This window comes from Pseudomonas sp. B21-019 (assembly GCF_024749225.1).
GTDB lineage: Bacteria > Pseudomonadota > Gammaproteobacteria > Pseudomonadales > Pseudomonadaceae > Aquipseudomonas.
The window spans coordinates 6,102,232-6,115,654 of the sequence record NZ_CP087193.1; the positions used below are offsets into that span (position 1 = coordinate 6,102,232).

The following is a 13,423-nucleotide window of genomic DNA, read 5'->3' on the forward strand; positions in this document are numbered from 1 at the left end:
GAAAACATACAATTAAAAAGCCATTACATAGCCAGCATCCCTGTTTATAATGCCGCGCCGTCGTTATCACGATACGGCATTTAAGCTCCTCTTTTTATGAGGAATTGGCAGGACGCCAGTCTCCCTGCCGATAGGTCCCAACAGCCCGACCAGCACGCGCGGCTGCTAATACTCAGGGAAGAAGTACCCCCTATGGCCTCTCGCGCCCTTACCTCGATCGCGCTCAGCGCTGTCACCTTGCTCTCCGGCTGTTCGGCTTTTCGCAACTACGATTCCGAACTGGCACAAACCAACCAGCAACTGGCTGCCGGCAACGTCGACGCCGCCTTGACCTTGTTGGAAAAGAACAACACCGGCGCCGACAAAGACCTGCTCTATTACTTTGAGAAGGGTGAACTGCTGCGCGCCAAGGGCGACTTGTCCGGCAGCCAGAACGCCTGGAGCAGCGCCGATCAGGTGGTGGGCAAGTGGGAAGACTCGGTCAAGCTCGACACCGAAAAGTACCTGGCTCAGTTCGGCAGCTTCCTGGTCAATGACAAAGTCCGTCGCTACGAAGGCTACGACTACGAAAAAGTCATGCTGACCACGCAGATGGCCCTCAACCTGCTGGCGGTGAATGACTTCGACGGCGCGCGCACCGCGATCAAGAAAACTCACGAACGTGAAGCGGTGATCGCCGACCTGCGCGACAAGGAATACCTCAAGAGCGAAGAGCAGGCCGAGAAGGAAGGCGTCAAAACCCAGTACAAGGATCTCCAGGGTTATCCGGTGGCCAGCCTCGACGCGCCGGAAGTGGTCAGCCTGAAAAACAGCTACCAGAGTGCGTTCAGTCATTACCTGGCCGGTTTCGTCTACGAAGCCCTGGGCGAGAAAGACCTGGCCGCGCCGGGCTATCGCAAAGCTGCCGAGCTGCGCCCGAACACGCCGTTGCTGGAACAGGCACTCGTGAACCTGGATAAACCCGCCAAGGACGACGACAGCGACATCCTGATCGTCGTGCAAAGTGGCCTGGCGCCGTCCCGCGACTCGATTCGTATTCCGCTGCCATTGCCGATCAGCAACAACGTGGTGATCACTCCGCTGTCGTTCCCGGTCATCAAGCCAGACACCTCCACCGCCACCTTCGCCCAGATCGGCGTGGACGGTCAGCAGGTGAACCTGACGCAACTCAACAGCACCACCGCCATGTCCCGCCGCGCGCTGCGTGATGACATGCCGGGCATCATCCTGCGCACCACCGTCCGTGCCGTGACCAAAGGCGTGGCGCAGAAGAAGATCAACGAAACCAACCCGCTGGCGGGTCTTGCGGTCGGTATCTCTTCAGCCGTGCTCGAAGGTGCCGATACCCGTACATGGCGCACCCTGCCGGACACCACTCAGGTGGTGCGTCTGCGCTTGAAGAAAGGCGAGCATCACGTCTCGCTGCCGAGTGCCATAGGTGGTTCGGTGGTCAAAATCACCGTCGATCAGCGCTATCAGGTCATCAGCCTGCGCGCCGTGGGCAATCAGGTATTCGCCAGCGGCCAGGCCGCCCATGTGATCCCGAGCGCCAACCCGACCACCGTGGCCAGCCTCAAACAACCTTAAGAACGGAGTCTTTGCATGCGCTTCAAACTCATCACTGTTGTCGCCCTGGCCTTGCTGGCCGGCTGCGCCACCCCGCCACCACCAGAGCCAGGCAGCGCTGCCAGCAAGGTCGTGGCCATGGGCAAGCTCAAGAACATCGTGGTCGGCGCCATGCGCGTGGCGCGGGAAAACGGCTTCATGACGGTCAACGCACAGCTGAGCAACACCAGCTACAACAACAAGACCTTCTACTACCGCTTTGCCTGGCTCGGCCCTGAAGGCTTCCCGGTTGCCGAAGAGGAAACCTGGAAAAGCCAGATGATGTACGGCGAGCAGACCAGTTTCATCCAGGCCATTGCGCCAACCGCCAAAGCCGTGGATTTCCGTCTCGAAATCAAAACGCCTTAAGCCCGACACCCTATTCGTTCAGTTCTAGAGAGCACTCCCATGTTTGCACGCTTTTCGTTCATCGCCGTCATCGCCCTCCTGGCCAGCGGTTGCGCCAACACTTCGCCGACGCTGGGCAGCAAAAACATCAGCTACGGCGACACCAAAGCGGTTGAAACCGTCACCAACGAGTTCGGCTCCACCGACCTGCAGATGATCGCCGAATCCATGACCCGCTCCCTGGCACAGTCCGGAATCCTGCAAGGCCGTCCGGTGGTTCAGGTCTACGACGTGAAGAACAAGACCAGCGAGTACATCGATACCCGCGAAATCACTACCAGCATCAAGACCCAGCTGATGAAGTCCGGCGTCGCCCGTTTCGCCAGCGACAACACCGCAATGCAGAGCCAGGTCGACCAGCTCAAGCTGCAAAACCAGAGCGGCCTGTACAAGAAGAGCACCGTGGCCAAGACCGGCAACATGATTGCCGCCCAATACCGTCTTGAAGGTTCGATCAGCTCGATCGTCAAGCGCAGCAGCGACTACAAGGACGTCTTCTACAAATTCAGCCTGCAATTGATCGACGTTGAAAGCGGTCTGGCCGAGTGGATGGACGAAAAAGAGATCCGCAAAACCACGGAGCGTTAATCGATGCGCACATGGATTGGCATGATGGCCCTGGCTTGCGCGTTCAGCGTGCAAGCGGCCCCGAAAGTTGCAGTAGCGGATCTGGCGTACCAGGAGCGCGTGGAGCAGTACGTCCACACTGTTTCGGCACAGAGTAACCATAGCCAGAGCTATTACGGCGCCAGTGGTTCATCCAGTTACGAAGAGTACGAAGCTTCCAGCAGCTACATCGAGCAAGGCGAGTTGCGCAAATTCACCGGAGACATCAAGGGCGAGATCCTGCGCACCGGCATGTTCCAGCTGGTGCAGGGCACGCCTTACACGGCATCGTCCAAAGGCGACGTGTATGACGTGATCAAGCGCATCAAGGCCGGTAGCTTCAAGGGTGCCGACTATGTGCTGTTTGGCACCGTGTCAGACATCGACTTCACCCGCGACATGAACGAGCTGGCCAATACCGACAGCTATTCGGCGGTGCTGGGGCTGACGCTGGTGGCGGACTTCAGCCTGATCAACACCAAGACCTTCGAGATCACCTCGGCTTTCACGGCGATGGGCGAAGGTCAGGACACCAAACTGGTGAATGGCCGGGACATCCGGGTTTCCCTGAACCGCCCACGGGTGGTGCGTGACGTGTCCAAGGCGTTGGGTGAAGACGTGGCATCGCAACTGAGCCAACAGCTCGGTGGAGGCGGTTACGAGCAGCCGGGTCAGGCACCGTTGCGTAATAACCTGCCGCGGGATACGGCGCCGGTGATTCTGCACTGATATCTGGCTGGCCACCCTGTGATGAGGGGGCTTGCCTGTGGCGAGGGAGCTTGCTCCCGTTGGGCCGCGCAGCGGCCCCAAAACCATTCCTCCGGTCATATCGGCAAACCGCATCAGCCGGTTTTACGACTGCTGCGCAGCCGAGCGGGAGCAAGCTCCCTCGCCACAAAAGCTCCCTCGCCACAAATGAAAAAGGCGACCTCGATAGGTCGCCTTTTTTTGTGCCTGAAGCTTTATGTCGCTGCTTTACGCAAAGTCGCCATGAATGCCGCCGCGCCGATGAACAGACCGGCAAAAGTGCGGTTCATGCGCTTCTGCTGCTTGGGCGTGCGCAACAAACGCAGGACCTTGGCCGCCAGCCCGGTGTAGCCGGCCATGACGATCAGGTCGACACAGATCATGGTCACGCCGAGGATCAGGTACTGGGCCACCAGCGGCGCGTGGGGATCGATGAATTGCGGCAGCACCGCGAGCATGAACACCAAGGCCTTGGGGTTGCTGACGTTCACCAGAAAACCGCGGAACATCAGCGCCATCGGCTTGCCGATCTGCCGAATGGCAGCGTCATCGTTCATCTCATTGGGCCGCGCGCGCCATTGCTTGACCGCGAGGTAGACCAGGTAGGCCACACCGAACCATTTGATCACATAAAAGGCAGTGGCAGAGGCCGCGAGGATCGCACCGACACCGGCAGCGACAATCGCAATCTGCAACGCCAGGCCCAGTTGCAGACCCAGGGCGTTCCAGTAACCGCGCCAGAAACCATAGCGCAGGCCGCTGGACATCGACGCAATGGCGCCGGCACCGGGGGAAAGACTGATCACCCAGCAGGCGGCAAAAAACGCCAGCCATGTTTGAAGCAGCATCGCACACCTCGACTCAGACTCGTGACAAACGTCTAAGCTAATGCGCCTTACAGCCAATGACTACCGATTTTTTGCAGGACAGAGTGACTGCCGACCAGCGTTGACGGTGGTAGCGTCCTATCGAGCCTGTTTTTCGAACCCGTTTGAAGGGAATACATCAGTGCCGCGCCAGCGTCGAACCGAGCGCTGGAAGAACAGGCTGTTGGGCACTTGCACCATGGCACTGCCGGTACCGAGTTCTTCGGCTTCGATCAGCGTGGTGTAGAGCAGATTGATCGCCACCACCCGGCCCTTGACGCCCGGCTTGTCGGTGGTGTCCACCAGCTCGACCACATCGCCGATTCGGAATGGGCCGACGGTGAAGATCAGGATCGCGCACAACAGGTTGGACAGCACGCTCCACATGGCGAAAAACGCCACGGCAGCCACCGCCACGAAGCCGGACAACGCAGTCCAGAGCACCGTGGCCGACACCCCAAGGCGTTCCAGCACGAAGATCAGCGCGCTACCCATGATCAGCCAACGCAAACCACCGCGCAGCGGCATCAAGAACTGCGGCGGGAACGGGTAACGCTCGCCCAGGCGAGTCAGGCCTTTAGCGACGACGCGCTGAGCGACATAGCCGGCCAGCAGGATCAGCAGGATTTGCACGACCAGCCAGAGCGGCTCGACCCACATCGCCGGCAACGGCAGCTTGAAGGCCTCCATCAAGACAGCGCCTCCAGCTCCGCCTGCATGCTTTCGAGCAATTCGAGCGCTTCCATCCAGGCTTCTTCCAGCTCGGCTTCACGCACCTTCAGCCGGGCCTGCTCGGCCAGCAGATCACGCAATTCGTTCTTGCGTGCCGGCTCGTAAATATCGCTGTCGCCGAGGCTGACGTCGATCTTCGCCAGTTTCTCGTGCAGCTTGCCCAACTCGGCTTCGAGCTTGTCGGCCTCGCGCTTGTGCGGTGCCAGTTGCTGACGCAACGCGGCGGCGGCCTGGCGCTGGGCTTTCTTGTCGGTCTTGTCCGGGTTGACCGGGGTGTTGCTGACCGGCACGTTGCGCTGACGGTACTCCACCAGCCAACGGGTGTAGTCTTCCAGGTCGCCGTCGAACTCCTCGACCTTGCCGTCTGCCACCAGATAGAAATTGTCAGTGGTGCTTTTGAGCAAATGACGATCGTGGGAGACAACCAGAACCGCGCCACTGAATTCCTGCAAGGCCATGGTCAGCGCCAGGCGCATTTCCAGGTCCAGGTGGTTGGTCGGTTCGTCGAGCAGCAACAGGTTCGGCCGGCCCCAGGCGATCAGCGCCAAGGCCAGTCGCGCCTTTTCGCCACCGGAGAAATTCAACACCGGCTCATCGATACGTGCACCCCGGAAGTCGAAACCACCGAGGAAGTCACGCAGGGTCTGCTCACGTTCGGTTGGCGCCAGGCGCTGCAAGTGCAGCAACGGGCTGGCCTTGGAATCGAGGGAATCCAGTTGATGCTGGGCGAAGTAACCGACCACGGTGTTCTCGCCCCGGGTCAGTCGGCCCGCCAATGGTTCGAGCTCACCGGAGAGGTTCTTGATCAGGGTCGATTTACCGGCGCCGTTGGGGCCGAGCAAACCGATCCGCGCGCCAGGGGTCAGTTGCAGCTTGACCTTCTCCAGCACGGTTTTTTCGCCGTAACCCAGGCGAGCATCCGATAGATCGATCAGCGGGCTGGAGATTTTCTGCGATTCGCGAAAGACGAAATCGAACGGCGAATCGACGTGCGCGGCGGACAGCTCTTCCATCCGCTCCAGCGCCTTGATCCGGCTCTGGGCCTGACGGGCCTTGGTGGCCTGGGCCTTGAAGCGGGCGATGTAGCTTTCCATGTGCGCACGTTGCGCCTGCTGCTTCTCGTAGGCCTGCTGTTGCTGGGCCAGACGTTCAGCGCGGGCCCGTTCAAACGCTGTATAACCACCGCGATAGAGCGTGATCTTACGTTGGTCGACGTGGGCTACGTGATCGACCACGGCATCGAGGAAGTCCCGGTCGTGGGAGATCAGCAACAGGGTGCCGGGATAGCTTTTAAGCCACTCTTCAAGCCAGATGATGGCGTCGAGGTCCAAGTGGTTGGTCGGTTCGTCGAGCAGCAACAGGTCCGAGGGGCACATCAAAGCCTGCGCCAGATTCAGACGCATCCGCCAGCCACCGGAGAAATCTCCTACTTGCCGGTCCATTTGCTCGTTGGTGAACCCAAGGCCCGCCAACAGCTTGCGAGCCCGGGCATCGGCGGTGTACCCATCGGCGCTGTCGAGTTCCGAGTGCAGGCGGGCCTGAGCGGCACCGTCATGGGCCGCTTCGGCCGCCGCCAGGTCGCGTTGCACCTGGCGCAGGCGCAGGTCGCCATCGAGCACGTAGTCGACCGCCAGGCGTTCGAGGGTGTCGACCTCCTGGCGCATGTGGGCGATGCGCCAGTCGACCGGCAGGAAGCAGTCACCCGAGTCCGGATGCAGTTCGCCCCGAAGCAAGGCGAACAGGCTCGATTTGCCGGCGCCGTTGGCACCGATGAGGCCGGCTTTGTGGCCGGCGTGCAGAGTCAGCTCGGCGTCTTCTAGCAGACGTTGCGGGCCACGCTGTAAAGTCAGGTTCTGAAGTCGAATCATAATGGCGGCGGAGTCTACCAGCTTCGCTCGCAACTGGCGCGAGTAGCACTATGTCCTCTGACCTGTGGAGCTTTTCCCTCGACACCTACGCCCGCCCCGGCGTTGAAGGCGCCTGCCTGCAATTGCAGTCGACGGGGGTGAACGTGTGCCTGCTGCTCTGTGGATTGTGGCTGGGGCAACGTGGAGTCGCCTGCAACGAACAACGCTTGCAGCTGCTACGCGATGTAGCCGGGCCTTGGGACGCGGATGTCGTGCAACCGTTGCGCACCTTGCGCCAGCAATGGAAAGCCGCTGCCAGCGAGGATGCCGGTCTGGATGATTTACGCGAACAAGTGAAGACACTGGAGTTGGAAGCCGAAAGGCATTTGTTGCTGCGACTGGAGCGTTTGGCGCAGAGTTGGCCGCAGTGTGGGGCGACCGATCTAACGGCCTGGCTGGAAGGTATGGCAGCAGGCGCCGCCAACCTGAGCCGCGACGCGCTGCATCAGCTGCGCGTCGCGGTAACCGGCACTTAGGAAGCGCTGGTTGGGGTAGTGCTGGTGCTCGACGATGCGGCTGGCGTTGGCGCAGGCGAAGCTGTCGAGGTAGTGGCTACCGGAGCCGGCGAAGCCGATGCAGCCGGGGCAGGGGCCGGGGTTGCTGGCTTGGCGACAGGTGCGGCAGTCGGCTTCGCAGCAACGACTGGCTTTTTCACGGCCGGTTTTGCTGCTGGCTTGGCGGCAGGTTTTGCAGCCGGCTTGGCAGCGGCAGGTTTGGCTGCTGGTTTCGCTACAGCTGGTTTGGCGGCAGTCGCTGGCTTGGCAGCGACGGCAGGTTTCGCGGCAGCAGTTTTGGCAGCCGGCTTAGCGGCGGGTTTGGCTGCAGCTTTTGCAGCAGGTTTCGCCGCCGGTTTTGCAGCAGGCTTGGCTGCAGCGGTTTTAGCCGCGACAGGTTTGGCAGCTGGTTTGGCGGCGGCAGTTTTGGCTGCTGGTTTTGCAGCAGGTTTAGCGGCCGGTTTGGCAGCTGCAGTTTTCGCCACGGCGGGTTTGGCAGCCGTGGTTTTTGCAGCGGGTTTAGCGGCAGCTGTTTTGGCAGCGACTGGCTTAGTGGCAGGTTTGGCAGCTGTCGTTTTAGCTGCTGGTTTCGCAGCGCTGGCAGCGACTGGTTTTTTCGCCGCAGGTTTTGCGGCTGGTTTCGCTGCAGCTTTTACCGGTGCTTTGGCGGCGGTTTTTTTAACAGGAGCCGCAGCAGGCTTGGCCGGTGCTTTTGCAGCAGTCGGTTTGGCAGCGGCTTTCTTCGCAGGTGCCGCGGCTGGCTTGGCCGAACGCAGGGACAACGCCTTGCCGACAGCCTCTTGGACACGACCGACACCCTGGGCCAGTTTCAGGCTTTCTTGAGCGTCGCGTTTGAGTTGCAGGATGTAGCTGCGAGTTTCGGACTGACGAGCCTTGAGGGCGTCGAGCAGGTCCTCAAGTTCTTTCACCGCATCTTTGGCCTTGGCTTGTGCCTTGGCTTTGCCGGCCGCCGCAGCGTCCTGCAATTTGGTGCGGGATTTATGCAGTTTTTCCTGCGCTTTTCCGCGCTGCTTTTCCAGTTTGGCGAGCAGTTTTTCAGCATCAGCCAAGGCTTGGGAACAAGCGTTTTCCAAGTGCTCGAGCAGGCTGCCCGAGAGTTGTTGGAGTAAGTGCAACGGAGTATTTACTGGCTTCTTGGTGGCCGACATGGTTTACCTCCTGGCTGACGTGAATGCGGCTCATACTAGACCTCTGCTGCAACCGCCGCTAGGGCATGTTGACAGTATCGAAAGCGCTACGTTGCAACGAAGTAAAAATGTTCTGCGCTTACGCAAAACCAGTTCACCTTCGAGAGCATTCACACTGGCATAATCCTGCGCATCTCAGGTCGGAGAGTGCCTATGTCGCGCTACCTTTTTTTATTGCTGTGCATGTTTTTTTCCGTGGTCCAGGCCGCCGAAAAAACCACCACAAATGACGCTCACGATCTCGCTTACAGCTTGGGTGCGAGCCTTGGCGAACGCTTGCGCCAGGAGGTTCCGGACCTGCAACTTCAGGCGCTGCTCGAAGGTTTGCAGCAAGCCTACCAAGGTAAGCCGCTGGCACTGAAAGACGAGCAGATCGAACAGATTCTTGCCGAGCACGAAGCCCAGGTCGCCGAGCAACCCGCCATCGCGCAAAGTGAAGTTGCCCTCGAAAAAGAGCGGCGTTTTCTCGATGAGGAAAAAACCAAACCCGGCGTCCGTCAATTGGCAGATGGAGTATTGCTGACCGAACTGGCTCCCGGAACCGGCGCGAAGGCAGGACCGAACGGCAAAGTCCAGGTGCTGTATATCGGTCGTCTACCTGACGGTACCGTGTTCGATCAGAACAGTCAGCCGCAGTGGTTCAGTCTTGATAGTGTGATCAGCGGCTGGCGTAGCGCGCTGCAAAATATGCCGGTCGGCGCGAAATGGCGCCTGGTGATTCCATCAGCGCAAGCCTATGGCGCCGACGGTGCCGGCGACTTGATCGCGCCGTTCACGCCGCTGGTATTCGAAGTCGAATTGCGTGGCGCTACAAGCTGAATGCCGGAAACGAAAAACGGTGCGCATTGCGCACCGTTTTCAGTGTCCAGCCGGGAAGGGTTCAGGCCTGAACCGAACTCTCTTCCTTGTGGGCGGTGTGCAGCACTTCGATCAGGCAATCTTCCAGTTCGAAGCGTTCACGCAGTTGGCTGCCCAGCTTTTCCAGCGCTTCGGCGAAACGCTCGGTGTCATTGCAGTCACCCTTGTGACAATGATCATTGAACGACAGCGCCATCTCGGTGCTCACGTCGATACGCGGGTTGATCTGCTCCGCCAGTTCAAGGCCGCCATCGTCGCCAAAGGCCTTGGCCTCATTGACCAGATGCTCACTTACTTCGAAGTGCCAGGCAGAAACGTAATCGACAAGAATCTCACAGAACCGACCGTTCAAGGACTTGTCGGCGAAAGCCGGTTTGGCATCTCGTAGATCGCGGAACGCCGTTACCAACTCTTCACGCTCTTGTAGCCAGCGGTCAATGAGCTTATGAACCCCACCCCAGCGTTCCTGAGCATTCTGACAACTATCTAACATGGCGATCTCTCTTCCCTATTGGGTGATGCCGTCCCATGCCTGCCGCTAGACTCGGCACATCCGGTCTGGGTCAGGCAGAACAGCAACGAGCAACATAATTCCAATGATACGTGCGGGCCAGATTATGCCCGCGCGCCTATGGCTTCAAGGTACGCAGGAGATAAAGTTCATACAAGTGTTTAATCGCCCGCCAATACCCGGTGCGACGACTCGTCGCTGAGCGGTCGCTGACACGCGATCCAGACAAGGCGCAGCAATTGATACCCGCCCAGAATTATCATCGCAACGAAGAACAACAGGCTCCATTCCGGGATACTCAGGTCGAACAGCGTCCAGGAAATTTCCGCGCAGTCGGCGGTTCCCTTGAACAACCGTTGCACGGCACACAACCAGGGTGTACTGGCAAACAGATCAGTCAGGCTGGGCGAGCATGCCGAAAGCTGATGCACCGGATCGCTCTGCAACACAACCTGCCGCCACGCCGTGACGGTACCCGCCACACTGCATAGCAGACCCAGTAGCCAATACAGGAATGATCCCAAGCGACCAGGCCCCTGCACCGAAGCCGTCAGGCAGACACCCGTGAGCAGCGCCAGGCAAACCCGCTGCAACAGGCACAACCCGCAAGGCTTGAGGCCGACCGCATATTCCAGGTAATAGGAAACGCCCAAGGCCAGGGCACCTGCAATGAAAACCATGAAAAACAAGGAGCGTGAGCAGGCCAAAGACATGGCTTTTCCGTAACTGTAGAGACAAGCGGTTACGGTAGAGGAAAGCGCAACAGCCTTTCAAGGCAGGCCAGCACGGACACTTCACCAGAAGTGTAGGGAATTCCCGACAGAGTCGAGAGGATAAGATGTAGTCCGCTGTAGGACTTTGCCAGACAAGGACTACAACGCAAAAACAGTGGCAGACTCGGAGCGGTTGGATTGCCCTGACGAACGACTTCCCCTATAGCAGCTGGCGCAGCCGGCGTTCGGCTGCGCAGCAGTCGTAATCGGTTTAACACGACTCACCTGTTCCGACTGCGGCGCCTGATTTTACGACTGCGGCGCAGCCGAACGCAGCCTCCGGCAGCGGCTATAGGCCGGCATCAAGCATGAGCCGGCACCGGCAGCGGAGCCGACAGCAAGCGCTCGTCCAGCAGGCCCAAGCCCTCCTGGAACAACTGATTACTGCGTTCGGTGTCACCCAATTGCGCCAGCAACCGCGCCAGTTCGGCGCAGGCTTCAGGATTACGCTGTACACGCAGACTGTTTTCCAGATAGTCCCGGGCCTTGCCCCACAGACTGCTTTGCAGACACAAACGGCCCAACGTCAGCAACAGACTCGGGTCGGCCGGATGATCCTTGAGCCAACCTTCAGCGGTGTGCAGCTGTCTGGCCGGATCGCTACCGCGAACCAGACCGTACAGGCGTGCCAGATGACTGTCGTATTTGCGCTTGAGAGCCGTACGCAGAACCTCTTCGGCTTCGACCTGCGCGCCCAGTTGCCGCAGTTGCTCGGCATAGGCCAGCACCAGCTGCGGTTCCTGCCGCTGAGCCGCGGTGAGCTGCTGCCAGGCACGAGCGAGCGATTGCAAACCGACCGTTCCGTCCTCTTCCCGGTGCGCCGCCAACGAAAGATTCTCACCCCAGGCGCGTTGCTCCAGTTCAGCCAGCTCGGCTGGCGGCAGCACCTTGTCCTTGCGCAACTCCGGCAGCAAGCGAATCACTGCCGACCAGTCTCCCCGCTGCTGATGCAGGCGTTGCAACTGGCGCAGGGTCTGGACGTTATGAGGATGACGCTCGTGCATGGCTTGCAGGGTGACCAGAGCGCCGTCGGTGTCGCCGCGGTCGGTCTGCAATTGGGCATGACTCAAGGCAATCGCCAGCTCGGCCTGGGGCTGTCGCTCCAAAGCGCGCTCCAGCAAGTTATCGCTTTCCTGGTAGAGACCTTGTTCGTTCGCGGCGCGGGCAGCACCCAGGTAGTAGAGCAGCGGCTGACGTTCGGCTTCTGCCGCGCGATACAGGTGACGCTGCGCACTGGCCCAGCGGCCCTCGGCCAAATCCAGCTGGCCGTGCTCGATCGCCACTTGCACCCGTCGACTGCGATTGCGCCGCGACCATGGGTTGACCACCCCACCGGAAGTTGTCACCAGTTCGACCAGCGCCTTGATGCCCCAGAACACCAGCCACAGCACGGCCACCAAGGCCAGGGTTGCCCACAGGCTCGATTCGTAACGGAAGCTCTTGTAGGCGATCAGCACGTAGCCGGAATGCTCGGCAATCGCCAGCCCCAACGCGGCGGCGGCAGCGATGACCACGAACACGATCACATAGAGACGCTTCATGGTGTGGCCTCCTGCGCAGTGCTCGCGGCAGGTTTGGCCAGAGGTTTCACTGAGTCCTCGGCGTTGACGTTGCGTCGCTCAAGGTAAGCCTGGACGGCGCTCAACGTGCCTGTCAGATCCGGCGTGACCACCGTGACTGGCTGTTTGCTCAACTCGGCCACCTGCTCCAGCATGATCTTGCTCTGAGGGTTGTCCGGATTGAAGTTACCCTTGAGCACGTCCCGCGCCTCGGTCAGCGCCTGAGTGTAAACCGCAGCCTGACCGTTGAGCGCGGCCCACTGCGCCTGTTCCAGCGCCAGGCTCAAGGCCAGACGCACCTGGCTCAGGCTCTGCCCTGCCAGCAATGGACGGACATTCTTGTCGGCGTTGAAATCGATTCGGATGTAACGCGAGATCTGATCCCACCATTGCGCCCAGCGACTGGCGCCGTCGCCATCGGCCGTCAGGCCCAGCAGGGATTCGCCACGGTCCTTGTACTCGGGCGCCAGTTCGGTGAGGCTGATCACTTGATCGCGCAAGGCACCCAGTCGCAGGAACAACCCGGTGCGATCCGGCTGTTCGGTACTGCGCAGGGCCACCAGGGTTTTGGCCACTTGCTCGCGAGCGGCAAAAGCCCCCGGGTCATTCTGTTCACGGAGTATCTCATCGGCCCCCTGCACCAGGGCCTGGGCGCTGCTGATGTCCTGCAGCGCCGACAGACGCAGGCTGGCCAGTCGCAGCAAATGCTCAGCCTCGGCCAGACGCCAATCCTTGCGGCTGGCACCGAGGACGGTTTCCAGGCGTTGATTCAAACGCTGTTGATCGCCCTGAAGTTGAGTGACCAAGCGACTGCGCGCATCGAGCTCTTCGGCGGCAGGCATTTGTTCGAGGCGAGCGGTCAGACGCTGCTCGTTGAGCTTCAGGCTCTGCGCCTGATCGTTCAACGCCTGTACCTGACTCAACTGTTGCAGGTTATCGGCTTGCAGGTGACGCACCTGCCAGACTCCCCAACCGCCCACGGCAACACCGGCAGCGCCCAACAGCAGCGCGACGATTGCCAGCCCATTGCCTCGGCGCGGCTCAGTAGCAGGTGGCCCGGTTACAACCGGTGCTTCTACCGGCGCATCGAGCACCGGCTGGACGTCATCTTTAGGCAAGGCTGTTTTGCTCACGTATCCATCCTTTGCA

General features: G+C 60.2%; 14 protein-coding genes. 6 read left to right on the plus strand and 8 right to left on the minus strand.

Annotation, left to right across the window (positions count from 1 at the left end; genetic code table 11):
• The first annotated feature begins 192 nt into the window (after nt 1–192).
• From LOY36_RS27515 to LOY36_RS27530, 4 genes are read left to right on the plus strand one after another with little or no spacing between them, the layout of a single operon-like run.
• Nucleotides 193–1,587: a COG3014 family protein gene (locus tag LOY36_RS27515; protein ID WP_258671584.1), complete on the plus strand. Its 1,395-nt coding sequence runs from the start codon at nt 193–195 to the stop codon at nt 1,585–1,587.
• Between the two features lie 15 nt (nt 1,588–1,602).
• Entirely contained in the window at nt 1,603–1,974 is a 372-nt protein-coding gene (locus LOY36_RS27520; protein WP_018927555.1) for a YcfL family protein, read from the plus strand.
• 39 nt (nt 1,975–2,013) lie between these two features.
• Nucleotides 2,014–2,601: a penicillin-binding protein activator LpoB gene (lpoB, locus tag LOY36_RS27525; protein ID WP_007941608.1), complete on the plus strand. Its 588-nt coding sequence runs from the start codon at nt 2,014–2,016 to the stop codon at nt 2,599–2,601.
• A gap of 3 nt (nt 2,602–2,604) precedes the next feature.
• Complete coding sequence (locus LOY36_RS27530; protein ID WP_258671585.1) at nt 2,605–3,348, plus strand: penicillin-binding protein activator LpoB; 744 nt, start codon at nt 2,605–2,607, stop codon at nt 3,346–3,348.
• Between the two features lie 233 nt (nt 3,349–3,581).
• Here LOY36_RS27530 and rhtB read toward each other — a convergent pair whose 3' ends face one another.
• The 3 genes from rhtB to LOY36_RS27545 all read right to left on the minus strand — a co-directional run bounded on the left by rhtB (nt 3,582) and on the right by LOY36_RS27545 (nt 6,832).
• Entirely contained in the window at nt 3,582–4,214 is a 633-nt protein-coding gene (rhtB, locus tag LOY36_RS27535) for a homoserine/homoserine lactone efflux protein (RefSeq protein WP_258671586.1), read from the minus strand.
• Nucleotides 4,215–4,331: 117 nt separating this feature from the next.
• Nucleotides 4,332–4,922, minus strand: a complete 591-nt coding sequence (locus LOY36_RS27540; RefSeq protein WP_019650132.1) for a mechanosensitive ion channel family protein — start codon at nt 4,920–4,922, stop codon at nt 4,332–4,334.
• A complete protein-coding gene (locus LOY36_RS27545; RefSeq protein WP_258671588.1) occupies nt 4,922–6,832 on the minus strand; it encodes an ATP-binding cassette domain-containing protein in 1,911 nt (636 codons plus the stop codon). Before LOY36_RS27545 ends, LOY36_RS27540 begins: the two co-directional genes overlap by 1 nt.
• A gap of 50 nt (nt 6,833–6,882) precedes the next feature.
• On the opposite strand from LOY36_RS27545, the gene LOY36_RS27550 reads away from it, so the two are divergent.
• On the plus strand, nt 6,883–7,347 hold the full coding sequence (locus tag LOY36_RS27550; protein ID WP_258671589.1) for a TIGR02444 family protein: 465 nt from the start codon (nt 6,883–6,885) through the stop codon (nt 7,345–7,347).
• On the opposite strand, the gene LOY36_RS27555 is transcribed toward LOY36_RS27550, so the two are convergent.
• Nucleotides 7,344–8,534 (minus strand): AlgP family protein, encoded by a 1,191-nt coding sequence (locus LOY36_RS27555; RefSeq protein WP_258671591.1) that lies wholly within the window; start codon nt 8,532–8,534, stop codon nt 7,344–7,346. The genes LOY36_RS27550 and LOY36_RS27555 overlap by 4 nt on opposite strands.
• Nucleotides 8,535–8,726: 192 nt before the next feature.
• On the opposite strand from LOY36_RS27555, the gene LOY36_RS27560 reads away from it, so the two are divergent.
• Entirely contained in the window at nt 8,727–9,392 is a 666-nt protein-coding gene (locus LOY36_RS27560) for an FKBP-type peptidyl-prolyl cis-trans isomerase (RefSeq protein ID WP_258671592.1), read from the plus strand.
• 61 nt (nt 9,393–9,453) lie between these two features.
• Here the strand turns inward: LOY36_RS27560 and rsd are convergent, their stop codons facing one another.
• The 4 genes from rsd to LOY36_RS27580 all read right to left on the minus strand — a co-directional run bounded on the left by rsd (nt 9,454) and on the right by LOY36_RS27580 (nt 13,407).
• Complete coding sequence (gene rsd / locus LOY36_RS27565; RefSeq protein ID WP_258671593.1) at nt 9,454–9,924, minus strand: sigma D regulator; 471 nt, start codon at nt 9,922–9,924, stop codon at nt 9,454–9,456.
• 179 nt (nt 9,925–10,103) lie between these two features.
• On the minus strand, nt 10,104–10,655 hold the full coding sequence (locus tag LOY36_RS27570) for a disulfide bond formation protein B (RefSeq protein ID WP_258671594.1): 552 nt from the start codon (nt 10,653–10,655) through the stop codon (nt 10,104–10,106).
• Between the two features lie 362 nt (nt 10,656–11,017).
• The gene (locus LOY36_RS27575; protein ID WP_018927545.1) at nt 11,018–12,256 is read right to left on the minus strand and encodes a heme biosynthesis protein HemY; all 1,239 of its coding nucleotides are present in this window, start codon (nt 12,254–12,256) and stop codon (nt 11,018–11,020) included.
• Nucleotides 12,253–13,407, minus strand: a complete 1,155-nt coding sequence (locus LOY36_RS27580) for a uroporphyrinogen-III C-methyltransferase (RefSeq protein ID WP_064621060.1) — start codon at nt 13,405–13,407, stop codon at nt 12,253–12,255. The genes LOY36_RS27575 and LOY36_RS27580 overlap by 4 nt, the downstream gene beginning before the upstream one ends.
• Nucleotides 13,408–13,423: the final 16 nt, after the last annotated feature.

What these genes read in the sequence shown, in the direction of transcription:
- LOY36_RS27560 (WP_258671592.1), top strand. Translation starts at nt 8,727, where the DNA reads ATGTCGCGCTACCTTTTTTTATTGCTGTGCATGTTTTTTTCCGTGGTC.
- LOY36_RS27550 (WP_258671589.1), top strand. Translation starts at nt 6,883, where the DNA reads ATGTCCTCTGACCTGTGGAGCTTTTCCCTCGACACCTACGCCCGCCCC.
- rhtB (WP_258671586.1), bottom strand. Translation starts at nt 4,214, where the DNA reads ATGCTGCTTCAAACATGGCTGGCGTTTTTTGCCGCCTGCTGGGTGATC.
- LOY36_RS27575 (WP_018927545.1), bottom strand. Translation starts at nt 12,256, where the DNA reads ATGAAGCGTCTCTATGTGATCGTGTTCGTGGTCATCGCTGCCGCCGCC.
- rsd (WP_258671593.1), bottom strand. Translation starts at nt 9,924, where the DNA reads ATGTTAGATAGTTGTCAGAATGCTCAGGAACGCTGGGGTGGGGTTCAT.
- LOY36_RS27555 (WP_258671591.1), bottom strand. Translation starts at nt 8,534, where the DNA reads ATGTCGGCCACCAAGAAGCCAGTAAATACTCCGTTGCACTTACTCCAA.
- LOY36_RS27515 (WP_258671584.1), top strand. Translation starts at nt 193, where the DNA reads ATGGCCTCTCGCGCCCTTACCTCGATCGCGCTCAGCGCTGTCACCTTG.
- lpoB (WP_007941608.1), top strand. Translation starts at nt 2,014, where the DNA reads ATGTTTGCACGCTTTTCGTTCATCGCCGTCATCGCCCTCCTGGCCAGC.
- LOY36_RS27540 (WP_019650132.1), bottom strand. Translation starts at nt 4,922, where the DNA reads ATGGAGGCCTTCAAGCTGCCGTTGCCGGCGATGTGGGTCGAGCCGCTC.
- LOY36_RS27570 (WP_258671594.1), bottom strand. Translation starts at nt 10,655, where the DNA reads ATGTCTTTGGCCTGCTCACGCTCCTTGTTTTTCATGGTTTTCATTGCA.
- LOY36_RS27530 (WP_258671585.1), top strand. Translation starts at nt 2,605, where the DNA reads ATGCGCACATGGATTGGCATGATGGCCCTGGCTTGCGCGTTCAGCGTG.
- LOY36_RS27520 (WP_018927555.1), top strand. Translation starts at nt 1,603, where the DNA reads ATGCGCTTCAAACTCATCACTGTTGTCGCCCTGGCCTTGCTGGCCGGC.
- LOY36_RS27545 (WP_258671588.1), bottom strand. Translation starts at nt 6,832, where the DNA reads ATGATTCGACTTCAGAACCTGACTTTACAGCGTGGCCCGCAACGTCTG.